We start from the raw sequence: 20779 nt of genomic DNA on the forward strand, positions 1-20779 counted from the left end.
GCTCGCTCACCCCGCCATCGTCATGCGACCGACGATGCACTAACTTCGAACCTGGGCCGCCGAATGGGGGCAGGCCAATGTCGAAGCCCTCCAACGTATTCACCGTCGACCGTCAGGTCTCCCCGGACGAGGCCCTGGCCGATCCGAAACTGGTCGCTCGTGCCAACGAGCTCCATGATTCCAGAAAGGCGGGGGGCGGGTACCGCAGGCTCCTCATTGTCGGGGCGAGCATCGCCGCGCTTGCCGGCAGCTCCTACTACGACTCGGACTACTGGACGGTCGGCCGCTTTAACGTCTCGACCGACGACGCCTACGTCCAGGCCTGACCCTGACCCATCAAACTGGTCCGCGCTGAGCGCAAGTTTTTCGGGCATCCTGAACCCTTGATCCGCGCCCCATCCCTTGGACCGGCTAAGAGCCTGTTTGAGGACGCGAGCTTATGCTGGATTGTTGAGAGCGTTGGCGGCCATGCGGCAGGCGCCGCAGGCGAGGCGGCCTGCGGCGACGTCGAGGCGCCCGGCGCGCTCGCGCAGAAGTCCACCCCAGTGGCTCAGCCAGCGGAAGCTGCGCTCGACCACCCAGCGCCGCTCCAGCACCACGAATCCCTTCTGATCCGGGTGCTTCTCGACGACCCGGCGGCGCATGTCGTGGACGTCGCACCACGCCTCACAGCGCTGGGCTCGAAAGATGCTGTCGAAGAGGGTCATACGCAGGCTCGGCCAGAAGGGCTTGCCCTCATCCAGCGCCGACAGCGTGTCGCAATCCTGCACGTTGGCCGGCACGACGGCCAGCGCCAGGATGTGCCCCTCGGCATCGACCATCATGACGCGTTTGCGGCCGACCACCTTCTTGGCGGCGTCATAGCCGCGCGGCCCGCGCACCCCGATGCACTGGACGCTCTGCGTATCGATGATCGCCAGCCGCGCCGAGGGACGCCGCCTGCAGTGGCGGCGCTGTCGGCGCGCGAGCGACCGCATCAAGGTCTAGAACAGACCCTTGTCCACTCAGCGCCGGAACCAGCCGTAGACGGTGCGCCAAGCCAGGAAGCCGTCGGGCAGCGCCCGCCACCCGCCGCCCGTCCGCAGATGCCAGGCAACGGCCGCCATCACGCGGCGCGCCGACTTGGCGTTCGGGCGAGCCGGCGGGTCGGCCCGCTCTAGGAAGCGGGCCACCTCGTCCGAGCCCGGCTGCATCACGACATCCTTCAGGCGCGTCTCATGACGCGTCCGATGCCGGTCCGTCCACATCTGCTCTCCACTCCGCCCCGCCAGGCGCAATTCGTGTTGCTACACGAGACAGATGGGGACGGACGGTGGAGGCCCTCAAACAGGCTCTAAGATGATCGGAATGGCGGGAGCCCAGCGAAACGCTGCGCCGGTGCGCTTTATACAACTCTCTGACAAAGCTTCACAACTTTTGAGCAAGTTCAAATGTCCTTCCACAAATGTGGCGGAATCCGGGCAAAACGTTTGATTGACGTTAAACAAATGGGCGAGGCCTTGGTTGAGGCGCTTATTCCGCGGGTGAGCTTGCTACCTAGTCCCGCTAATCCCGGTTGTACCCGCCAATTATCTCTGACCGTCGCCAGTTAGCGATGACACAGCCACGGGGCGGCCGTCGGACCGGCTTCCGGGCCAGGATTGCTCCCCCGGGTATGCCTGCCCTCCGCGCCGGATGCCGGATGGCGTGGGGCGAGGGCGCTTCAGGTCACCGGTTCGAGCGCCCTGCCCTGCGGCGCCTCGAAGCGCGCGAAGCGCAGGGCCAGGGTCGGCAGGATCAGGAGGTTGAGCACCGTCGAGGTGGCGAGGCCGCCGAGGATCACGATGGCCATCGGGCCCTCGATCTCGCGGCCGGGCTCGCCGGCCCCGAGGGCGAGGGGCAGGAGGCCGAGGCCGGTGACCAGGGAGGTCATCAGGATCGGCACCATGCGGTCGGCGGCCCCCAGAATGGCGGTGTCCCGGTCCCAGGCCTGCCCCTCCTCCACCACGAGGTGCTCGTAATGGGCGATCATCATGATGGTGTTGCGCAGCGAGATCCCGAACAGGGTCACGAAGCCGACGATCGAGCCCAGCGACAGCACGGCGCCGGTGGCGAAGACCGCCAGCACGCCGCCCACGAATGCGAAGGGCAGGTTGACCAGGACCAGCATCAGGTTGCGCGGGCTCCCCGTCACGATGGCCAGCAGCAGCACGATGCCGAGGCCGGCCAGCCCCGAATAGACCAGGAGGTCGCGCCGGGCCCGGGCCTGCGCCTCGGCCGAGCCGGCGAAGCCGACATAGGTGCCGGGAGGCAGGGCGACCTCGCGGGCGATCTTGCGCTTGGCATCGGCCACGAAGCCGGCGACGTCGCGGCCGGTCACGTTGGCGGTGACCGCCTGGACCCGCTGCGCGCCCTCGTGCTGGACCTGGTAGCGGCCGGAGGTCTCGTAGATGTCCGCCACCTGCGCGAGGCGCACCACCCGGCCGCCCGAGCCGCGCAAGGGCAGGTCGCTCAGGGCCGAGAGCCGGCCGCGGGTGGCGGAATCGAGGATGACCAGGACGTTGAACACCGCGTTGCCCGCATAGGTCTGGCCGACGATGTCGCCCTGGTAGGCGGTGCGCACCACCTCCATCACCTCGATGGCCGAGAGACCCCAGTGGCGCAGGTCGTTGGGCCTCAGGCCCACATTGACCTGGGGCAGACCCGCCGGGGAGCTCTGTTGAATGTCCACGGCGCCCCGCACCTCGGCGAGCTCGCGGGCGATGTCGCGGGCGGCCGTCTCGATGGCGCCGAGATCGGTGCCGAAGACGTTGATCACCACCGGCGCGGTGAAGCCCGACACGGTCTCCTCGATGCGCTCGGTGAGGAAGGTCTTGAGGGAGAAGGCGGCCCCCGGGAAGCCCGCCATCACGGCCCGGATCCGGGCCTCCGCCGCCCCCTGCCCCGCCCCGTCGAGGCCGGGCTCCAGGTCGATGTGGATCTCGCTGTAATGGGTGCCGGCGGTGTCCTGGCCGGCCTCGGCCCGGCCGATCTGCGAGGCGACCGCCCGGATGCCGGGGATCGCCTTCAGTTCGGCGGTGATGCGGGTGCCCAGACGCATCGATTCCTGCAGCGCGGTGCCGGGTGCGGCCGCCATGTGCAGGATCAGGTGGCCCTCCTTGAGGTCGGGCAGGAAGGTCGAGCCGAAGAACGGCACCACGGCGGCCCCCAGGAGGGTGACGAGGAGGCCGCAGGCCATGACGAGGCGCGGGGCGCGGTCGATCCGGGTCAGGAGCCGGGCGTAGTGGCGGCGGGCGGCGCGCATCACCGGCGGGTCCAGGGTCGAGGCCTCGCGCCGGCCGGTGAGCAGCCACATCGCCAGGGCAGGGGTCACCGTGAGGGCGACGGCCAGCGAGGCCACCACGGCGAGGATGTAGGCGAGGCTCAGGGGACCGAACAGCCGGCCGGCGATGCCCGACAGGGCGAGGACGGGGAGGAACACCAGCAGCACCGCGATGGTGGCGTAGGCGACCGCCGTGCGCACCTCCAGGATGGCGTCGAGGACCACCCTCCCCTCGGACCGCGGGCCGCCGAGGCGGCGGTTCTCGCGCAGGCGCCGGACCACGTTCTCGACGCCGATCACCGCGTCGTCCACCACCTCGCCGATGGCGATGGCGAGGCCGCCCAGGGTCATGGTGTTGAGGCTCTCGCCCAGCGCCTGGAGCGCCACCACGGCGGCGATGAGCGAGAGCGGGATCGCGAGCGCCGAGATCACGGCAGTGCGCCAGTCGTAGAGGAAGACGAACAGCACCACGACCACCAGGATGCCGCCGAGCCCGAGGGCCTGCAGCACGTTGCCGTTGGCGATGGCGATGAAGTTGGCCGGCCGGAACAGGTCGGCATGCAGGCTCACGCCCTCGCGCTCCAGGGCCGGGCGCAGGTCCTCCAGGGCCGCCTCGACCCGGGCGGTGACCGCGCGGGTGTTGGCGCCGTACTGGGCGCCCACCATGAGGAGCACACCGGGCCGGCCGTCCACCAGGGCGGCGCCGATCGCCGGCTCGCCGGTGGCGACCACGGTGGCGACGTCCGCCAGGGTCACGCTGGCCCCGCCCTCGTTGATCAGCACCGTGCGCGAGACCGCCTCGGGGCTGAGCGACTGGCCGTCGGTCTGGAGGGCGATGCGCTGGTTGGGCGTGTCGACGAAGCCGGCCCCGCGCACGCCGGTGGCCTTGCGCGCGGCGGCCAGCACGTCGTTGACGCCGATGTTGAAGCGCACGAGGTCGTTGGGGCGGATCTGCACCTGCAGCGAGCGCACCGCGCCGCCATAGACCGAGACCTGGGCGATGCCCGGCACGGCGAGGAGGCGCAGGCGGACCGTCCAGTCCGCCAGGGTGCGCAGGTCCATGTCCGAGCGGCTCTGCGTGGTCAGGCCGACCAGCAGCACCGTGCTGGTGGCGGAGGTCAGCGCCGTCATCGCCGGCGGCAGCACCCCTTGCGGCAGGCGGCCGGCCAGCGCCGTCAGCCGCTCGGTGACGAGCTGGCGCACCCGGTAGATGTCGCTGCCCGCCCCGAAGGTGACGGTGATCACCGACAGGCCCTGGATCGAGCTCGACCGCAGCGAGACCACCCCGGGCAGCCCGTTGACCGCCACCTCCACGGGCTGGGTCACCAGCACCTCGACCTGTTCCGGGTTGAGGCCCGGGGCCTCGGTCTGGATCACCACGGAGGGCGGCGCGAATTCCGGGAAGACGTCGTACTGGGCGTCGGCCAGCACTACGAAGCCGTAGCCGGCGAGCGCCAGGCTGAGCGCCAGGACGATGCCGCGGAAGCGCACCGCGAAGGCGACCAGCGCCGCCTGCGGACCGCCATGGCCCTGGGACGGGGACCCCTTCGCCCCGGACCCCTTCGCCCCGGACCCCTTCGCCCCGGGTCCCTTCGCCTCAATCGTCATCGACGCCGCCCGAGACCTGCAGCTGGCTCTTCATCTCCTCGGAGAGGAGCGCCTGTGCCCCCGAGAGCACGATCTCGGTGCCGCCGGGCAGGTCCTCCACCACGTAGGCGTCGGCCGACATCGGCGGGTCGGCCTTCAGCCGGTGGCGGGCGAAGGCGTCGGGTCCCACCGCCCGGTAGATCCAGGCCGCTCCCTGCCAGTGCACCACCGCGTCCTCGGGCACGCTGAGGCCGGTGACGCTGCGGTCGGCCGCCAGGAAGGCCAGCATGCTCATGCCGGGCAGGAAGCCGCTGTCGCCCGGCACGGTGTAGAAGAAGCTCAGGCCCTGGATGCGCGGATCCGTGCGGGTGGCGGGGGAGACGTAGGTCAGGGCGACCCGCGCGCTCTGGGGCGGCACCTCGGCGAAGGCCGCCGCCGGCGGCCCCTTCAGGCCCTCCCCCGGCGGCAGGGTGACCTGCACCAGGAAGTCGGTCCGCTCGATCAGCCGGGTGACGGTGGCCGAGCGCTCGACGATGGCCCGGCCGATCACCGGCCCCCATTCCTGCTGGGCGGTGGCCGAGAGGGTGCGCACCTGCGATTCCGCCGCCGCCAGGGCCGCCTGGTCGGTCTGGGCGGTGCCTCCGGCGGTCTCGAGCTGGACGGTGGTGGCGTATTGCCCGAGCGACCTCGCCCGCTGCAGGGCGCTGCGCGAGACCTCGGCGCGGGCCTGAGCGGTCTGGAGGGCGGCCCGGGCGCTGGCATAGGCGTTGGTCAGGTCGGTGACCCGGGCGAGGTCGAGGACGCTGCCATAGGCCTGCAGCTCCTCCCGGTGGTCGGCGAGGGGCCGGGCCTCGGTGACGATGCCGATGCGGGCGCGCTCGGCGGCCGAGAGGCGCACCACGGTGCGGCCCTCCTCCACGGCGGTGCGCTGGGCCGGCAGGTGCGCGGGCTTGGCCGCCCCGGGTCGGGCCTGGAGGGCCTCGACGTGCTCGCGCAGCTCGCCGAGGAGGACGGCGCCCCGGGGCGAGACGGCGAGGCCGCCGAGGCCGGCCACCGCGAGGCCGACGAGGAGGAGGGATCGCCACGTCACCGGATGTCTCGCCCTCCCCTGCCGCGGCCGTGTCGCCGGCGCGTTCCGGGCCGGCATAAGCGTGTCCACCGGCATAGGGAATCGACGCGCCGATCGATACCCGGGGGCGGATCGATACCGGGGGATGGGCGCGGTCCCAGGGGCGCCGGGGCGGAGGCGGGTGGTTTTCGATGGGGGCGTTGCGCCGAGCGGCCTGTCCCCGCGCGGCGCGGCGGGCTATCCCGCCCCGATCGCCGGCCGCGAGCCCGGCCAGAGCCCAGGGAGATCCGCCCATGCGCGTCCCGGAGACGCCCGCCGGACGCGCGGCCGAGCCTGCGGCCGCGGCCTACCCACTGCTCGTGTTCACGATGCTGCTCTGGGGCGGCAACGTGGTGGCGAGCAAGTGGGCGGCGGGCGAGGTCTCGCCCCAGGTGCTCACCTGCCTGCGCTGGGCCTTCGCCTGCCTCGCCCTGGCGCTGCCGGCGCGGGCGGGCCTCGTGGCGGAGTGGGACCGGCTGAAGCGCCACTGGGCTTACGTGCTGCTGATGGGCGCCTGCGGCTACACCCTCTACGCCAGCCTGTTCTACGCCGCCGGCCAGTTCACCAGCGGCATCAACATCGCCCTGTTCCAGGGCTCGATCCCGGTCCTCGTCATCCTGATCAACTATGTCGTCCACCGGGTGGCGGTGACGGGCGCGCAGGTGCTGGGCGTCGCCGTGACGCTCGCGGGCGCCGTGGTGGCGGCGACCCACGGCGACTGGCGGGTGCTGGCCACCTTCGCGTTCAACCGGGGCGACGTGCTGATGCTGGTCGCCTGCCTGCTCTATGCCGGCTACACCGTGGCGCTCTCACGCCGCCCCAAGGTCTCGGGCCTGAGCTTCTTCACCGCCGTGGCGCTGTCGGCGCTCCTCACCTCGCTGCCGCCGCTCTACGCCGAATGGGCTCTGGGGCACACGATCTGGCCGACCCGCAAGGGCTGGGCCATCGTGATCTTCGTGGCGCTGGGTCCCTCGCTCATCGCGCAGCTCGCCTTCATGCGCGGCGTCGAGCTGATCGGCCCGAACCGGGCCGGCCTCTTCGTCAACCTCGTGCCGATCTTCGGGGCCGGGCTCGCGATCCTGCTGGTGGGCGAGCCCTTCCGCTGGCACGAGGGCCTGGCGCTGGCCCTGGTCATCGGCGGCATCGCCATCGCGGAGCGCCTGGGGCGGCGGCGGTGAGGCGGGGCTCCCAGCCGAGGCGGCCTTGGGCGTCACCGGTCGTCCGGGGAGACCGAGGGACGAGGGGGTCAGGCAAGAACCTGCAATCCGTGCTTCTGGACGACGCTCAGCAGCTTAAGCGCCATCCCGCTGGGACGCTTGGCGCCGGTTTCCCATTTTTCGACCGTGCTCTCGCTCGTGTTGAGATAGCGCGCGAAGACGGGCTGGCTGACGTTGTTGGCCTCACGGATCTGCTTGATCTGAGCGGGCTCGATGTCACTCGGCACAGCCAGATGACGCGCATCGAAGTCGCGCATCGTCGCCTTGTCGAGGGCACCGACCTTGTGAAGCATGGCAGCAGATGTGTGGATCGCCTCGGAGGCCGCGTTCCTGAACCTAGCTTTCGTCGCCATGGCAAATCTCCGTCAGGTCCCTGTCCGCGATGAGTTCGGCAAGCTGCTTCTCGGTCATCGCGCCGTAAGCCTTGGCGAGGGTTCGAAAGTCCTCCAATTCGTCATCCGTGATGTTCGCCCTGTCCTTCTTGGCAAACAGGTATGCAAAGATCCAGTATCGACCCCCTTTGGCAAGGATGATGCTGCGATGCCTGTTCTTGTCCAGGCGCTTCTTGAAGACGCCACCCCCCAGATCGTCGGCTTGACCTCTGGCCACATCCTGGATCGCGGCGCACAGCGCGTCGTCCTGGATGCGAGCCTTTCGAGCGGCTCTGGAGAACCATGCCGTCTTGAAGGTTCTGGCCATGCTGACGGTCATGACAAATCGTAGCACTGAGTGCTACAAAATCAAGGATCGCCAGCGATGATCCGGGCCGTCGTGATGGAAGGGCAGCGCCCCTACCCGCCCCCGCCCGCCGGGCGGCGCAGCTCGAACCGGGTCTCGGGTTCGGCGGTGAAGTAGTCGAAGTAGCCGCCGCGCAGGATCGGCCGCATGGCGCCGGTGTCGACGAGGCCGTCGCGGATGAAGCGGTCGTCGATGTAGATCGAGACCACCTGCCCGATCACCAGGAAGTGCGAGGCGTCGCTGCCGTCGAGCGGCGTCAGCGGCACGGTCTGCAGCCACTTGCACTCGAGCGCGGCCGGCGATTCGGCGACCCGGGGCGGGCGCACCTTTCGCGAGGGCGCCGGGGTCAGGCCCGCGAAGGCGAACTCGCTCGTCCCCCGGGGCAGGGGCGCCGAGGTGGCATTCACCGCCTCGCGCAGGTCGTAGGTGGCGAGGTTGCAGACGAACTCTCCACCCTCCTCCGCGAAGCTCATGGCGTCCTTGCGCCCGGCCGAGGAGAACATGACCATGTCGGGACCGGACGCGACCGCGTTGAAGTAGGAATAGGGTGCGAGGTTCACCGCGCCGTCGCGGTTCATCGCGCTGATCCAGCCGATCGGGCGCGGGGCCACCAGGGCCTTCAGCGGGTTGTGCGGCAGGCCCTTGGTCTCGGCGTCGTAATGCATGGACTGCCCCTCAGAGCCGGGTGACGATGTCGGCCAGCGCCGGGCGGGGCCGGTCGGGCGGCACCTCCTGCGCGCGCCCGACATGGATGAAGCCGGCCAGCCGCTCGCCGGGGTCGAGGCCGAGCACGTCGAGGATCCGGGAATCGTAGGCGAACCACTCGGTGAGCCAAGCGGTGGCGTAGCCCGCGGCGTTGGCCGCCACCACGAGGTTCATCGCCACGGCGCCGGCCGAGAGCACCTGCTCCCATTCCGGGATCTTGATGTGCGGCCCGGCCCGCGACACCACCGCCACCACCAGGGGCGCCAGGGCGAGGCGGTTGCGCTCGAGATCCAGGCGGGCGGCGTCGGCCACCGGATGGTCGGCGGCGTAGGCCGCCGCGATGGCGCCGCCGATCCGGGTGCGGGCCTCGCCCGCGATCACCAGGAAGCGCCAGGGCGCCAGCTTGCCGTGGTCCGGCACCCGCGAGGCGATGGTCAGGATCGCGTCGAGCTCGGCCGCGTCCGGGCCGGGCCCTTCCAGGCGGAGGGGCGGAACCGAGCGGCGGGTGCGCAGGAGATCGAGGGTGGCGTTCATGGCATCCCTGGAGCAGGATCGGGCGGGAGAGAGCGGGCCGCGGACGATGGCCCCCGGGACGGCGCGGCCTTGCCGCCGCCATGGTCCGGTTCCAGAGGGCGGGCACCGGGCGCGGCAGCCCCGCGTGACATGGCGCGTCGGCGGCGGATTGGCAACGCCGGCGGGACGCCCCGGTCGGGATTGGGAGGTGCGGGATGGCGTGGGCAGGGTACGGATCGGTCTTGCTGGGCTGCGCCCTCCTCCTCGTGCGCCATCCCGGGACCGCCTCGGCACAGGACGGCAACGCCTTCCACAACCGGATCGGGCCCAACCTCCCCTCCCCGTCCATGCCTTCGCCGTCCATGCCCACCCCCTCGATGTCGGATCCCTCGGTGCCGCCGCTGCCCAGCACGGCGAGCGCGGCCCTCACCCTCTCGGCGGTGTTCGCCGGGAGCGACAAGCCGCTGCGCTCCGGGCTCGCCTGGCGCATCTACGAGGACCGCACGGACGGGACGAAGCCCGCCATCGTCGCCCGCTCCGAGGCGGCCGAGCCGAGCTTCACCCTGGCGCCGGGCTCTTACGTGGCCACCGTGACCTACGGCTTCGCCAGCGCCTCGCGCCGCGTCGCCCTGGCGGGCCAGCCGGCCTCCGAGCAGCTCAAGGTCAATGCCGGGGCGCTCAAGCTCTCGGGCGCCATCGGCGACGTGAAGCTCAGCGCCGACCAGCTCGCCTTCTCGGTCTTCGTGCCGATCGGGACGAATTCGGAGGGGCGCCTCGTGCGCAGCGGCGTCAAGGCGGGCGAGCTCCTGCGCCTGCCCGAGGGCACCTACCACGTGGTCTCGACCTATGGCGGCTCGAACGCGATCCAGCGCGCGGACCTGAAGGTGGAGAACGGCAAGGTCACGGACGCCACCCTCAACCACCGCGCCGCCACCCTGACCCTGAAGCTCGTCGCCGCGGAAGGGGCGGAGGCCTTCGCCGGCACCGCGTTCTCGGTGCTGACGCCGGGCGGCGACACCATCCGCGAGGCCATCGGCGCCTTCCCGCAGGTGACCCTGGCGGAGGGCGACTACGTGCTGATCGCCCGGCACGACGGGCAGGTCTACACCCGCGAGTTCAAGGTCGAGAGCGGCCTGAACCGCGACGTCGAGGTCATCGCCAAGGCCGGGTGAGCGACGGCCGGCCGAGGCCGGCCCCGCCCCCGTCCCCGGGGCGGGAGGCGCATATCTAGGGCGTCGGCGCCTCGCCGTGCCGGCCGTCGAGGGCGACGTTCTCGCTCGGCACGGTCTCGACCACCGCATCCGCCCGGATTCGGTCCGGCGCGGTCGCCTCCGCCACCAGGGCGGCCAGGGTCTCGTCGAGGCCGCCCGTGCGGGTCTGCTGGCTGCCGAGGCGCCGCACCGAGACGGTGCGCTCCTCGCCCTCCTTGCGGCCGACGACCAGCATCACCGGCACCTTGGCGAGCGAGTGCTCGCGGACCTTGTAGTTGATCTTTTCGTTGCGCAGGTCCGCCTCGACCCGCAGGCCGAGGCGCGTCGCGGCGGCGACCACCTCGCGGGCATAGGGGTCGGCATCGCCCGTGATGGTGGCGACCACCACCTGCACCGGCGCCAGCCAGAGCGGGAAATGCCCGGCGAAGTGCTCGATCAGGATCCCGGTGAAGCGCTCCAGCGAGCCGCAGATGGCGCGGTGGACCATGACCGGTGGCTTCTTGCCGCTGTCGGCATCGACGTAGAACGCGCCGAAGCGCTCCGGCAGGTTGAAGTCGACCTGCGTCGTGCCGCATTGCCAGTCGCGCCCGATGGCGTCGCGCAGCACGTACTCGAATTTCGGCCCGTAGAAGGCGCCCTCCCCCGGGTTGATCGCGGTCTTGATCCGGCCGCCGGACTGCTCCTCGATCTGGGTCAGCACCCGGGTCATGACGTCCTCGGCATGGTCCCAGAGGGCGTCCGAGCCGACCCGCTTCTCGGGGCGGGTCGAGAGCTTCACCACGATCTCGCCGAAGCCGAAATCGGCGTAGGTGGAGAGGATCAGGTCGTTGATCTTCAGGCACTCGTCGGCGAGCTGGTCCTCGGTGCAGAAGATGTGCGCGTCGTCCTGGGTGAAGCCGCGCACCCGCATCAGGCCGTGCATGGCGCCCGAGGGCTCGTAGCGGTGGACCACGCCGAACTCGGCCATGCGCAGGGGCAGGTCGCGGTAGGACTTCAGGCCGTGCTTGAAGATCATCACGTGGCCGGGGCAGTTCATGGGCTTGAGCGCGAACCAGCGCTTGTCCTCGGCCTCGTCGCCGGCGCTCTGGGCCGCGAACATGTTCTCGCGGTACCAGCCCCAGTGGCCGGAGGTCTCCCACAGGGCCTTGTCGAGGATCTGGGGGGCGTTGACCTCCTGGTAGTCGCCCCGCAGGCGCCGGCGCATGTAGGCGATCAGCTCCTGGAACACCGTCCAGCCCTTGGCGTGCCAGAACACGACGCCCGGCCCCTCCTCCTGGAAGTGGAACAGGTCCATCTCCCGGCCGAGGCGCCGGTGGTCGCGGCGCTCGGCCTCCTCCAGGCGGTGCAGGTAGGCGTCGAGGTCCTCCTTCGAGGCCCAGGCGGTGCCGTAGATGCGGGTCAGCATCGGGTTGTTGGAATCGCCGCGCCAGTAGGCCCCCGCCACCTTCATCAGCTTGAAGGCGGTGCCGACCTTGCCGGTCGTGGTCATGTGCGGGCCGCGGCAGAGGTCGAACCAGTCGCCCTGGCGGTAGACCTTGAGGTCCTCGCCGGGCGGGATCGCGTCCACGAGCTCGACCTTGTAGGCCTCGCCCTTCTCGGCGAAGAGCGCCCGGATGTCGTCCCGCTTCCAGACCTCCTTGGTGAAGGGAGCGTCGCGCGCGATGAGCTCGCGCATCTTCGCCTCGATCTTCGGGAAGTCCTCCGGGGTGAAGGGCTCGTCCCGGGCGAAGTCGTAGTAGAATCCGTTCTCGATCACCGGGCCGATGGTGACCTGCGTGCCCGGCCACAGGGTCTGCACCGCCTCCGCCAGAACGTGGGCGCAGTCGTGCCGGATCAGCTCGAGGCTGCGCGGGTCGGCGCGGTCGAGGAACTCGATGCGGGCGTCCTGCGCGATCGTGTCGTCGAGGTCGCGCACGGTGCCGTCGAGGGCCATGGCGACGGTGCGCTTGGCCAGGGACTTGGCGATGCCCTCGACGACGGCACGGCCGGTGATCGCGGCGTCGTAGCTGCGGGTGTTGCCGTCGGGGAAGGTCAGGATCGGCATGGCCGGGGCTCCTTGGAGGCTCACTCCTGCGTACGCGGCAGGTAAGCGGGGGCGGTTCGGGCGGGTCGTGATCGGGGCGGCCGCGATGCGGCGCCGCGCCGGGCCGTTTAGACCCATTCGCATCGGGAAGGAACGCGAATTCCGAGCGGGGCGGCCGGGGATCGCCGGCCCGGCGGTCCCGCCCCGGGCTGCTGACAATCGCAAGTGATCCTCAATCACCATTGCGGCCCGTGCCGGCCGATCAATTGACAAGGCCGGCCCAACCCGACTGATGCTCGCCGATGGCCTTCCGTGCCGCACGGTCGAGACCAGAAAAAAATCCAAAAATCAGAGACAAGCCGGCCCCGCGGGGCAGACAGGGCTTTCGCCGGGAGACACGTTCATGCCGAGCCCCGTACCGACGGCGCACCCCGAAGGCGTCGCCATCACCACGACGGCCCACCTGCCGGGGGGACAGGCCGGGACGCGGCGCTTCTGGCCGCAGGGCTGGTGGCGCCTCGTCGACATCCAGATCGGCATCATCCCGCTGCCGGTCTACCTGATCCTGGTGGCGCTGATCTGGGTGCTGACCTCGGAGGGCGAGATCAAGGCCGACGCGCCGACGATGATCGCCGTGCTGGTGCTCGGCGGCTTCACCTGCGCGGAGATCGGCAAGCGCCTGCCGGTCCTGCGCCAGATCGGGGCGGGGGCGATCTTCGCCACCTTCATCCCCTCGGCGCTGGTCTATTACGCCCTGATCCCGGGGCCGATCGTCAAGGCGATCACGGACTTCACCAAGTTCACCAACTTCCTCTACCTCTACATCGCGGCGATCATCGTCGGCAGCATCCTGGGCATGGACCGGGCGGTGCTGATCAAGGGCTTCCTCAAGATCTTCGTCCCCCTGGGCCTCGGCTCCCTGGCGGCGGGCTGCGTCGGCACCCTGGTGGGCACGCTCCTCGGGCTGGGGGCCCACCACACGTTCTTCTTCATCGTGGTGCCGATCATGGCCGGCGGCGTCGGCGAGGGCGCGATTCCCCTCTCCATCGGCTACGGCAGCATCCTCGGCCTGCCCCAGGGCGACGTCTTCGCCCAGGTGCTGCCGCCGGTGATGCTGGGCAGCCTCACGGCGATCATCCTGGCCGGCACCCTGAACTGGGTGGGCAAGCGCAAGCCGCACCTAACCGGCGAGGGCCGCCTGCAGCCCGACACCGAGAACGACATGGAGGCGGGCGCGCCGGTGGAGACCGGCCCGATCGACGCCGCCACGGTGGCGGCGGCCGGCCTCACGGCGGTGACGCTCTACCTGCTGGGCGTGATGTGCCACCACCTCACCGGCCTGCCCGCCCCCGTGGCGATGCTGTTCCTGGCGGTCCTGGCCAAGCTCGCCAGCGCGGTCTCGCCCCGGCTCCAGGCCGGCGGCTTCATCGTCTACAAGTTCGTGCAGGTGGGCATGACCTACCCGCTGCTCTTCGCCATCGGCGTCTCGCTCACCCCCTGGGACAAGCTGGTGGCGGCCTTCACGCTGCCGAACCTGATCACCATCGTGGCCACCGTCGTCACCCTGATGACGACGGGCTATCTGGTCGGGCGCCGGCTCGGCATGTACCCGATCGAGACCGCCATCGTGAACGCCTGCCACAGCGGCCAGGGCGGCACCGGCGACGTGGCGATCCTCACCGCCGCCAACCGGATGGCGCTGATGCCCTTCGCCCAGATCGCCACGCGCATCGGCGGCGCGCTCACGGTGACGGGGACGCTGGTGTTCCTGAAGTGGATCACGGCGGCGCCGGTCTAGGGACGGTCCCCTCCCCGTCCCCCACCGCCTCGCAGGCGAACGGCGAGGGCGGCGCGTTCACGCCGCGCCAGCGGCCGTAGCGCCAGGGCGTGAACCAGGCGGCGCGCGCGGGCAGCGGCTCCGGCACGAGGTCGATGCCGTGGGTGCCGAAGGGGCCGCAGCGGCAGATGCGGGCGAACCCGATCCAGCTCCCGGCCCAGAGCCCGTGCCGCTGGATCGCCTCGTCCGTATAGGTCGAGCACGAGGGCCAGTGCCGGCACTGGCGGCCGATCAGGCTCGACAGGGTGAGCTGGTAGCCCCGGATCGCCCCGTGGGCGAGGCGGCGGAGCGGCAACCTACTCGGCCGCCACCGCCCCGGCCTCGACGCGGTCGAGGGCGTCCACCACCGCGTCGAAGGTCAGGAGCGTCGAGGCGTGGCGGGCCTTGAAGTCGCGCACGGGCTCCAGCACGGCGAGGTCCGCCCAGGTGCCCGCCGGCGCGGGACCGTTCTCCTTGAGCATCCGCCGCATCGCGGCGCGGACCTCGCGCAGGTCCCCGGCGCTGGCGCCGACCACGTGGCGCGCCATCAGGGACGACGCGGCCTGGCCCAGCGCGCAGGCCTTCACCTCGTGGGCGAAGTCGGTGACCGTGCCGTCCCGCACCGTCAGATCCACCGTGACGGTGGAGCCGCAGAGCTTCGAATGCGCGGTGGCGCTGGCATCCGGGGCGGCCAGGCGGCCGAGACGCGGGATGTCGGCGGCCAGTTCGAGGATGCGACGGTTGTAGATGTCGTCGAGCATGGACGTTCGATCCTCTTGTCGTTCCAGCGGGCCTTGTCGTTCTAGCGGGCCATGTCGTTTCAGCGGACCTTGCCGTTCCACCCGGCCCCTTGCCGTTCCACCGGCGCGAAGCCGGCTTCCGATCCCGGAGGTCTGATCCGCGCAGGCCGCATTGCGCGACGGCGCGATAACGACGATATAGGCCCCCACGCACCGTTTCGCGAGGAGGCGGCTCGTCGACCCGGGTCGCGCCCACGGCCAGGGTCGCGCCACGGCAGACGGCACCGTCAGGGCATCGGCCGCCCTCACCCGACGGCCTCATGGTTCGACGATGTACGCAAAGCCTGACAGCCACCCGATGACGACCCGGATCGCCCGTGCGGAAGATGCCATGGATGCCGCGCTCAAGTCCCTTTCCTACCGCCTGACCGAGACGGAGGAATCCGGGATGGAACCGACCCGCCAGAACGGCGCCCTCAGCACCATGCGCAACGACAATGCGCGCGTCCCCGAGGCGCCCGCCCCCGAGATCGCCCCTTTGCCCGCCTCCGCGCAGCGCGTGCCGGACGCCATCGCCACCGGCCGCCCGAGCCGCGAGGAGGCCGAGGCCGCCGTGCGCACGCTCCTGCGCTGGGCCGGCGACGACCCGAACCGCGAGGGCCTGCGCGACACGCCGGCCCGGGTGGTGAAGGCCTACGGCCAGATCTTCGGCGGCTACGGCCAGGATGCCGACGCGCTCCTCGAGCGGGTCTTCGAGGAGGTCGAGGGCTACTCAGACATCGTGCTGGTGCGCGACATCCCGTTCTACTCCCATTGCGAGCATCACATGGTGCCCTTCATGGGTCTGGCGCACATCGCCTACTATCCGACCAAGGGCGTGGTCGGCCTCTCGAAGCTCGCCCGGGTGGTCGACACCTTCGCGCGCCGGCTGCAGACCCAGGAGACCATGACGGCGCAGATCGCCGACGTGATCGAGAGCATCCTCAAGCCCCGCGGCATCGCCGTGATGGTCGAGGCCGAGCACCTCTGCATGGCGATGCGCGGCGTGCAGAAGGCCGGCGTCTCCACCATCACCACCCAGTTCCGCGGCGCCTTCCGCAACGACGCCAACGAGCAGGTCCGCTTCCTTACCCTCGTGCGCAACAAGTCCTGAGCCGGCCCGCGATGACGAGCGCCTTCCCGGAGCCCGGCAGCCGGGCCGAGATCGAGGAGGGGGCCGCCTTCACCCCCCGCTTCGACGCCAACGGCCTCGTCTCCTGCATCGCCGTCGACGCCACCGACGGGCAGGTGCTCATGCTCGCTCACATGAATGCCGAATCGTTGGCCCGCACCCTGGAGACCGGCGAGGCCTGGTACTGGTCGCGCTCCCGCGGCGAGCTCTGGCACAAGGGCGCCACCAGCGGGCAGGTCCAGCGCGTCGTCGAGATGCGGGTCGATTGCGACCAGGACGCCGTGCTGATCCGCGTCGCCGTCGGCGGCGACGGCGGCTGCTGCCACACCGGCCGGCGCGCCTGCTTCTATCGCCGCGTCGATCACGATCCGGCGACCGGCCGGGCCATTCTGCGGCCCGCCGGTGCCTGATCCCGGCGCGCTGCGGACCCGTCCGGGGCCGGTCCGGCCGCACCGCGACGCCTGTATCCCGTCTTCCTGCGACCCGCGTCGATGATGTGGGACCGCCTGTCCCCGGGGCCCTCCCAGGCCGAGGTCCGGCAGGTGTCCCCCGTGCGCGCGCGCTTTCCCGCCGGCGCCGTCGAGCCCGTGGCGGCGTCCCCGGCGCCGGCGCCCCGCATCGGCCTCGCGCTCGGCGGCGGCTCGGCCCGGGGCTGGTCGCAGATCGGGGTGATCGAGGTGCTGGAGGAAGCCGGCATCCACCCTGCCGTGGTGGCGGGCTGCTCCATCGGTGCGGTGGTGGGCGGCTGCTACGCGGCGGGCCAGCTCGGCCTGCTCAAGGCCTTCGCCCTGTCGCTGACCCGGCGCAGCGTGATGGGCCTCCTCGACCTGCGGCTCCGCTCCGGCCTCATCGCCGGCGACCGCCTGAGGCGGCGTCTCCAGCACGATCTGGCCGACCGCCGCATCGAGGGCCTGCCGATCCGCTTCGCCAGCGTCGCTACCGACCTCGAGAGCGGCGAGGAGGTCTGGCTCACCCGGGGCTGCCTGGTGGAGGCCCTGCGCGCCTCCTACGCCCTGCCGGGCATCTTCCCGCCGGTGCGCTGCGACGGCCGGCTCCTGCTCGATGGCACCCTGGTCAACCCGGTGCCGGTGACGATCGCGCGGGCGCTGGGGGCCGACCTCGTGATCTGCGTCAACCTCAACGGCGACCCGCGGCCCGGCATGCGGGAGGCATCGCCCGCGCGGGTCACGGCCGAAGCGGTGCTCCCCGCGCCCCGCCGGCCCCGGCGCTGGATCCTGCGCCGTCCGGGCGCCCGTCCCGCCGAGCCCGAGCGGGCGAACGGCCTCGCCACCCCCGGCATGGCCCGGGTGATGCTCGACGCCTTCAACATCACGCAGGACCGGATCTCGCGGGCGCGCCTGGCCGGCGACCCGCCCGACATCGCGATCGTGCCGCGCCTGGCCGGGATGGGCCTGTTCGAGTTCCACCGGGCCGCCGAGGGGATCGCCCTCGGCCGCGAGGCGGCACGGACCGCCCTGCCCCAGATCCGCGGCCTCGTGGCGGCGGCCGCCGCCCGGACTTGACTGCCCCCGACGGCGGCGCAGCCGGATCGTCCCTCGGCGACCAGGCCCGAGGTTCAAGCCATGGTGATGTAGTCGCGCATCGCCTGGTGCTCGGCCTCGACGGCCTCGATCCGGCGCTTGACCACGTCGCCGATGGAGATGAGCCCGGCCAGCCGGCCCTCCTCGACCACGGGCACGTGGCGGAAGCGGCCCTCGGTCATGAGGTGCATCACCTCCTCGATGCTGCAGGCCCGGGTGCAGGTGGTCACCTCGGTGGTCATGTGCTCGGAGACCAGGGCGTCGAGGGCGTTGGCGCCCTTGCCGGCGAGCGCCCGCATGATGTCGCGCTCGGAGAGGATGCCGCGCACCGCCCCGTCCGCATCGCTGACGACGACGGCGCCGATGCGCTTCTCGGCCAGGAGGTGGATGGCCTCGTCGAGGGTGCGCTGCGGCTCCACCGTGACGACGGAGCGGCCCTTCTCGGCGAGGATGCGAGCAACGGTCATGGACGTGTCCTTTCCCTCTAGTCACCCCTGGGATGGGGCGGCCGGGCTTGGCCTGTCGCGGCGGGGTGCCCGGCTCGGTCTGCGGCGATTGTGTGGCGCGCGCGCGCATATGGCAAGATCCCGCCGGGACCGGCCGCGAACAATGCAGGATAATTCAGTGTCTTGGCGGGCGGCTCCGGCCCGCCGTCAGCGCCGGGTGCGGTCGATCAGCGGCAGCAGGAAGAAGCCCGCGACGAAGCCGCCGAGATGCGCGTCCCAGGCCACCGAGGTCGCCTCGGCTCCCAGCGGCAGGGCGATGACGCCGAACAGGAAGTTCGTGACGAGCCAGATGCCCAGGAACACCACCACGGTGCGGTTGCGCATCAGCTCCGGGATGGTCTGGAGCGGGGGCGGGGCCGGGCGCTGCCAGGGCGGACCGCCGGCATAGGCGGGCGGCGGCTGGAACACGAAGCGCGCCGCGGCCGCCATCAGGGCCGAGACCCCCGCCGACGCCCCGATCAGGGGTGCGGTGCTCAGAGGGTCGAGGACGACGTGGAGGATGCCGCCCGCCACCGCGCCGACGAGGGCGATCAGGCCGTAGCGCCAGGGGCCGCAGCGCCGGGCCACCGGCGAACCGAAGGCGGCGAGCCAGACGGTGTTGAAGATCACGTGCATCCACGAGCCGTGCAGCAGCGCGTAGCTCGCGAAGGTCCAGGGCATCGCGGCGGGGTCGGCCACCACGTAGCGGGCGAAGGCCTGCCGGGCCTCGACGACATCGGGGTCGCCCGCCAGGGCCGCGGCCGCCCGCAGCAGCTCCTCCGCCCGGGCGGGGTCGACGGCCACGCTCCAGCGCCCGGGGATCAGGGCGAGGTCGATCAGGGCGGCGATGTCCCAGGTGTCCGGCAGCACGAACGCGCGCAGGGCGTGGATGCCCACCAGCACCCCGATCGACGCGCTGACCACGCCCGGCATGTTGAAGATCGGAACGCGGTTCTGCGGCGGCAGGTCGGGGCTGGCATCCATGGGGCCACCATGTCGGGGCGGGATGCGGCGCCGCAAGCCCCGCGGTGCCGGAAAGCCGCGCCGCGTGAACAATCGCCGCGCTCCGCCCGGCCTCGCGCGGAGGCGGCCTGCCCAAACTTGGCGGTGGACAACCCCTGACGCCCGTTAACCTTGACGAAGGGTTAAGGGGGCGCGGCGAGGGTGGTCGGCATAAGCTCTGCGCAGAGCCAGGCAGAGACTTCGGGAGCGGCCCAGAACCGCCCCGGAAGCGCCCGATCCGAGAAGGTCCCTCGCCGGACCGTGCCATTGTGGGACTCCCATGAAGCATCCGACCAGCCGCCTGCTCCACGCCTACTGGGACAAGCTGCGGCATGCCCGCGCCGCGCCGGAGCGCAGCGAGATCGAGCCCGGGGAGATCCGGAACCTGCTCGCCGACAGCCTGATCCTCGAGGTCGACATGGCGCGGGGCGCGGCCTCGGTGCGCCTGGCCGGGACCCATGTCTGCGCCCTGTTCGGGCGCGAGCTGAAGGGGCGGGAATTCGCCGGCCTCTGGGGGCGGCCCGACGCCGATCCCTGGCTGCTGGTCGAGGCCGTGGCCCTCGACACGGTCGGGGTCGTGGCCGGCCTGCAGGGGTTCACGGAGCGCGGCGAGAGCATCGACCTCGAACTCCTGCTGCTGCCCCTGCGCCACCACGGCGAGACGCAGTCCCGCATCCTCGGCGCCCTCAGCCCGACCTGCGTGCCGCACTGGCTCGGCATCCGGCCCCTGACGCAGATCCGGACGACCTCCCTCCGTATCCTCGGCCACGAGGCGGCCCCGTCCCACCGGGATGCCCGGGCCACCCTGCAGGACCTGCCCGAGCCCGCCAACGACAGCGCCCCGCTCCGGCGCGGCCATCTCCTCGTCCATCCCGGCGGACGCGCCTGATCGGGCGTTCGCGCGCCACGGGCAAACCTTTCGTAACCAGCAACCGGTAGCCTCGCGGGCAGTGAAGCCTCGAAACGAGTCGCCCCGCCACCATGATCGAGGTCGCCACCCGTCCGCCCGCGAGGCTGTCCCGCGACGTCCGGATCTCGGACCTGCGCCGCCACCACCGCGTCAAGGTCTCGATGCTGGGGCGCTACATGCTGGCCGACCGGCGGGAATATCCGTGCCAGACCGTCGACATGTCGCCGGGCGGAGTCCGCCTCACCTGCGCGGTCATGGGCGAGATCGGCGAGCGGGTGGTGCTCTACCTCGAACATGTCGGCCGGATCGAGGGCACCATCGCGCGCCTGATGCCTGGCGGATTCGCCGTCCGGCTCAGCGCGACGCCGCGCAAGCGCGACAAGATCGCCTCGCAGCTGACCTGGCTCGCCAACCGCGAGAGCCTGGGCCTGCCCGAGGGCCGCACGCACGAGCGCCTGACCCCGTTGGTCACGGGTGTCGTCCTGCGCCTGGAGAGCGGGCGCGAGGTCTCGGCCCGCATCATCGACATCTCGATGTCGGGCGTGGCGCTCACCACCACCAGCACCCCGGCGATCGGCATGAGCCTGATGGTCGGGCGCACCCCCGGCCGGGTGGTGCGCCATTTCGAGGGCGGCATCGGCGTGCACTTCATGCTGCCGATCTCCCCCGACCTGTTCCACGAGGGCCTCACCCTCTGAGGTCTTCGCGACC

At 71.4% G+C, this 20779-nt stretch carries 22 protein-coding genes; 9 read left to right on the plus strand and 13 right to left on the minus strand.

The annotated features are described in order from the left end of the window. Window positions 1–77 precede the first annotated feature (77 nt). Window positions 78–326, plus strand: a complete 249-nt coding sequence (locus AC0IWM_RS19105; RefSeq protein WP_471757551.1) for a hypothetical protein — start codon at window positions 78–80, stop codon at window positions 324–326. Between the two features lie 111 nt (window positions 327–437). On the opposite strand, the gene AC0IWM_RS19110 is transcribed toward AC0IWM_RS19105, so the two are convergent. The 4 genes from AC0IWM_RS19110 to AC0IWM_RS19125 form a co-directional block, all read right to left on the minus strand. Then, window positions 438–977, minus strand: a complete 540-nt coding sequence (locus tag AC0IWM_RS19110; RefSeq protein WP_471757553.1) for a transposase — start codon at window positions 975–977, stop codon at window positions 438–440. A 27-nt stretch (window positions 978–1004) separates the two neighbouring features. Next, window positions 1005–1193: a transposase gene (locus tag AC0IWM_RS19115; RefSeq protein ID WP_471757555.1), complete on the minus strand. Its 189-nt coding sequence runs from the start codon at window positions 1191–1193 to the stop codon at window positions 1005–1007. A gap of 509 nt (window positions 1194–1702) precedes the next feature. Beyond that, window positions 1703–4909 carry an efflux RND transporter permease subunit gene (locus AC0IWM_RS19120; protein ID WP_471757557.1) on the minus strand — a complete coding sequence of 1069 codons (3207 nt, stop codon included), beginning with the start codon at window positions 4907–4909 and terminating at the stop codon, window positions 1703–1705. Continuing rightward, on the minus strand, window positions 4899–5978 hold the full coding sequence (locus tag AC0IWM_RS19125; RefSeq protein ID WP_471757559.1) for an efflux RND transporter periplasmic adaptor subunit: 1080 nt from the start codon (window positions 5976–5978) through the stop codon (window positions 4899–4901). The genes AC0IWM_RS19120 and AC0IWM_RS19125 overlap by 11 nt, the downstream gene beginning before the upstream one ends. A 272-nt stretch (window positions 5979–6250) precedes the next feature. Between AC0IWM_RS19125 and AC0IWM_RS19130 the strand changes: the two genes are divergently transcribed. Beyond that, a complete protein-coding gene (locus AC0IWM_RS19130; protein ID WP_471757561.1) occupies window positions 6251–7174 on the plus strand; it encodes a DMT family transporter in 924 nt (307 codons plus the stop codon). A gap of 68 nt (window positions 7175–7242) precedes the next feature. Here AC0IWM_RS19130 and AC0IWM_RS19135 read toward each other — a convergent pair whose 3' ends face one another. The 4 genes from AC0IWM_RS19135 to AC0IWM_RS19150 form a co-directional block, all read right to left on the minus strand. Continuing rightward, entirely contained in the window at window positions 7243–7566 is a 324-nt protein-coding gene (locus tag AC0IWM_RS19135; protein ID WP_471757563.1) for a helix-turn-helix domain-containing protein, read from the minus strand. Continuing rightward, the gene (locus AC0IWM_RS19140; protein WP_471757565.1) at window positions 7550–7924 is read right to left on the minus strand and encodes a type II toxin-antitoxin system RelE/ParE family toxin; all 375 of its coding nucleotides are present in this window, start codon (window positions 7922–7924) and stop codon (window positions 7550–7552) included. The genes AC0IWM_RS19135 and AC0IWM_RS19140 overlap by 17 nt, the downstream gene beginning before the upstream one ends. Window positions 7925–8004: 80 nt before the next feature. Then, window positions 8005–8616 (minus strand): flavin reductase family protein, encoded by a 612-nt coding sequence (locus AC0IWM_RS19145; protein ID WP_471757567.1) that lies wholly within the window; start codon window positions 8614–8616, stop codon window positions 8005–8007. Window positions 8617–8626: 10 nt separating this feature from the next. Continuing rightward, the gene (locus AC0IWM_RS19150; RefSeq protein WP_471757569.1) at window positions 8627–9190 is read right to left on the minus strand and encodes a nitroreductase family protein; all 564 of its coding nucleotides are present in this window, start codon (window positions 9188–9190) and stop codon (window positions 8627–8629) included. Between the two features lie 194 nt (window positions 9191–9384). On the opposite strand from AC0IWM_RS19150, the gene AC0IWM_RS19155 reads away from it, so the two are divergent. Then, the gene (locus AC0IWM_RS19155; protein WP_471757571.1) at window positions 9385–10341 is read left to right on the plus strand and encodes a hypothetical protein; all 957 of its coding nucleotides are present in this window, start codon (window positions 9385–9387) and stop codon (window positions 10339–10341) included. 55 nt (window positions 10342–10396) lie between these two features. On the opposite strand, the gene thrS is transcribed toward AC0IWM_RS19155, so the two are convergent. Next, entirely contained in the window at window positions 10397–12424 is a 2028-nt protein-coding gene (gene thrS / locus AC0IWM_RS19160; RefSeq protein ID WP_471757573.1) for a threonine--tRNA ligase, read from the minus strand. Window positions 12425–12806: 382 nt separating this feature from the next. On the opposite strand from thrS, the gene AC0IWM_RS19165 reads away from it, so the two are divergent. Continuing rightward, on the plus strand, window positions 12807–14201 hold the full coding sequence (locus AC0IWM_RS19165; RefSeq protein WP_471757575.1) for a 2-hydroxycarboxylate transporter family protein: 1395 nt from the start codon (window positions 12807–12809) through the stop codon (window positions 14199–14201). Here AC0IWM_RS19165 and yidD read toward each other — a convergent pair. Both yidD and AC0IWM_RS19175 read right to left on the minus strand, forming a co-directional pair. Then, window positions 14182–14535 (minus strand): membrane protein insertion efficiency factor YidD, encoded by a 354-nt coding sequence (gene yidD / locus AC0IWM_RS19170; RefSeq protein ID WP_471757577.1) that lies wholly within the window; start codon window positions 14533–14535, stop codon window positions 14182–14184. The genes AC0IWM_RS19165 and yidD overlap by 20 nt on opposite strands. A gap of 1 nt (window position 14536) precedes the next feature. Continuing rightward, window positions 14537–14980, minus strand: a complete 444-nt coding sequence (locus tag AC0IWM_RS19175) for an iron-sulfur cluster assembly scaffold protein (RefSeq protein WP_471757579.1) — start codon at window positions 14978–14980, stop codon at window positions 14537–14539. A gap of 310 nt (window positions 14981–15290) precedes the next feature. Here AC0IWM_RS19175 and folE point away from each other — a divergent pair, with 310 nt between their 5' ends. From folE to AC0IWM_RS19190, 3 genes are all read left to right on the plus strand, one after another. Further along, on the plus strand, window positions 15291–16112 hold the full coding sequence (folE, locus tag AC0IWM_RS19180) for a GTP cyclohydrolase I FolE (RefSeq protein WP_471757581.1): 822 nt from the start codon (window positions 15291–15293) through the stop codon (window positions 16110–16112). A gap of 11 nt (window positions 16113–16123) precedes the next feature. Then, entirely contained in the window at window positions 16124–16540 is a 417-nt protein-coding gene (gene hisI / locus AC0IWM_RS19185) for a phosphoribosyl-AMP cyclohydrolase (protein WP_471757583.1), read from the plus strand. A gap of 81 nt (window positions 16541–16621) precedes the next feature. Then, a complete protein-coding gene (locus AC0IWM_RS19190; protein WP_471757585.1) occupies window positions 16622–17653 on the plus strand; it encodes a patatin-like phospholipase family protein in 1032 nt (343 codons plus the stop codon). A 53-nt stretch (window positions 17654–17706) separates the two neighbouring features. Here AC0IWM_RS19190 and AC0IWM_RS19195 read toward each other — a convergent pair whose 3' ends face one another. Together AC0IWM_RS19195 and AC0IWM_RS19200 are read right to left on the minus strand one after the other, a co-directional pair. Continuing rightward, entirely contained in the window at window positions 17707–18138 is a 432-nt protein-coding gene (locus AC0IWM_RS19195) for a CBS domain-containing protein (protein ID WP_056468442.1), read from the minus strand. A 186-nt stretch (window positions 18139–18324) separates the two neighbouring features. Next, entirely contained in the window at window positions 18325–19140 is an 816-nt protein-coding gene (locus tag AC0IWM_RS19200) for a rhomboid family intramembrane serine protease (RefSeq protein ID WP_471757587.1), read from the minus strand. Window positions 19141–19438: 298 nt separating this feature from the next. On the opposite strand from AC0IWM_RS19200, the gene AC0IWM_RS19205 reads away from it, so the two are divergent. Together AC0IWM_RS19205 and AC0IWM_RS19210 are read left to right on the plus strand one after the other, a co-directional pair. After that, entirely contained in the window at window positions 19439–20047 is a 609-nt protein-coding gene (locus AC0IWM_RS19205) for a PAS domain-containing protein (protein WP_471757589.1), read from the plus strand. Between the two features lie 92 nt (window positions 20048–20139). Continuing rightward, window positions 20140–20766 (plus strand): PilZ domain-containing protein, encoded by a 627-nt coding sequence (locus AC0IWM_RS19210; protein WP_056468432.1) that lies wholly within the window; start codon window positions 20140–20142, stop codon window positions 20764–20766. The last annotated feature ends 13 nt before the right edge of the window (window positions 20767–20779 follow it).

This window comes from Methylobacterium sp. AC433, from assembly GCF_979253015.1.

What these genes read in the sequence shown, in the direction of transcription:
- AC0IWM_RS19105 (WP_471757551.1), top strand. Translation starts at nt 78, where the DNA reads ATGTCGAAGCCCTCCAACGTATTCACCGTCGACCGTCAGGTCTCCCCG.
- AC0IWM_RS19110 (WP_471757553.1), bottom strand. Translation starts at nt 977, where the DNA reads ATGCGGTCGCTCGCGCGCCGACAGCGCCGCCACTGCAGGCGGCGTCCC.
- AC0IWM_RS19115 (WP_471757555.1), bottom strand. Translation starts at nt 1,193, where the DNA reads ATGCAGCCGGGCTCGGACGAGGTGGCCCGCTTCCTAGAGCGGGCCGAC.
- AC0IWM_RS19120 (WP_471757557.1), bottom strand. Translation starts at nt 4,909, where the DNA reads ATGACGATTGAGGCGAAGGGACCCGGGGCGAAGGGGTCCGGGGCGAAG.
- AC0IWM_RS19130 (WP_471757561.1), top strand. Translation starts at nt 6,251, where the DNA reads ATGCGCGTCCCGGAGACGCCCGCCGGACGCGCGGCCGAGCCTGCGGCC.
- AC0IWM_RS19135 (WP_471757563.1), bottom strand. Translation starts at nt 7,566, where the DNA reads ATGGCGACGAAAGCTAGGTTCAGGAACGCGGCCTCCGAGGCGATCCAC.
- AC0IWM_RS19140 (WP_471757565.1), bottom strand. Translation starts at nt 7,924, where the DNA reads ATGACCGTCAGCATGGCCAGAACCTTCAAGACGGCATGGTTCTCCAGA.
- AC0IWM_RS19145 (WP_471757567.1), bottom strand. Translation starts at nt 8,616, where the DNA reads ATGCATTACGACGCCGAGACCAAGGGCCTGCCGCACAACCCGCTGAAG.
- AC0IWM_RS19150 (WP_471757569.1), bottom strand. Translation starts at nt 9,190, where the DNA reads ATGAACGCCACCCTCGATCTCCTGCGCACCCGCCGCTCGGTTCCGCCC.
- AC0IWM_RS19155 (WP_471757571.1), top strand. Translation starts at nt 9,385, where the DNA reads ATGGCGTGGGCAGGGTACGGATCGGTCTTGCTGGGCTGCGCCCTCCTC.
- thrS (WP_471757573.1), bottom strand. Translation starts at nt 12,424, where the DNA reads ATGCCGATCCTGACCTTCCCCGACGGCAACACCCGCAGCTACGACGCC.
- AC0IWM_RS19165 (WP_471757575.1), top strand. Translation starts at nt 12,807, where the DNA reads ATGCCGAGCCCCGTACCGACGGCGCACCCCGAAGGCGTCGCCATCACC.
- AC0IWM_RS19175 (WP_471757579.1), bottom strand. Translation starts at nt 14,980, where the DNA reads ATGCTCGACGACATCTACAACCGTCGCATCCTCGAACTGGCCGCCGAC.
- folE (WP_471757581.1), top strand. Translation starts at nt 15,291, where the DNA reads ATGTACGCAAAGCCTGACAGCCACCCGATGACGACCCGGATCGCCCGT.
- hisI (WP_471757583.1), top strand. Translation starts at nt 16,124, where the DNA reads ATGACGAGCGCCTTCCCGGAGCCCGGCAGCCGGGCCGAGATCGAGGAG.
- AC0IWM_RS19190 (WP_471757585.1), top strand. Translation starts at nt 16,622, where the DNA reads ATGATGTGGGACCGCCTGTCCCCGGGGCCCTCCCAGGCCGAGGTCCGG.
- AC0IWM_RS19195 (WP_056468442.1), bottom strand. Translation starts at nt 18,138, where the DNA reads ATGACCGTTGCTCGCATCCTCGCCGAGAAGGGCCGCTCCGTCGTCACG.
- AC0IWM_RS19200 (WP_471757587.1), bottom strand. Translation starts at nt 19,140, where the DNA reads ATGGATGCCAGCCCCGACCTGCCGCCGCAGAACCGCGTTCCGATCTTC.
- AC0IWM_RS19205 (WP_471757589.1), top strand. Translation starts at nt 19,439, where the DNA reads ATGAAGCATCCGACCAGCCGCCTGCTCCACGCCTACTGGGACAAGCTG.
- AC0IWM_RS19210 (WP_056468432.1), top strand. Translation starts at nt 20,140, where the DNA reads ATGATCGAGGTCGCCACCCGTCCGCCCGCGAGGCTGTCCCGCGACGTC.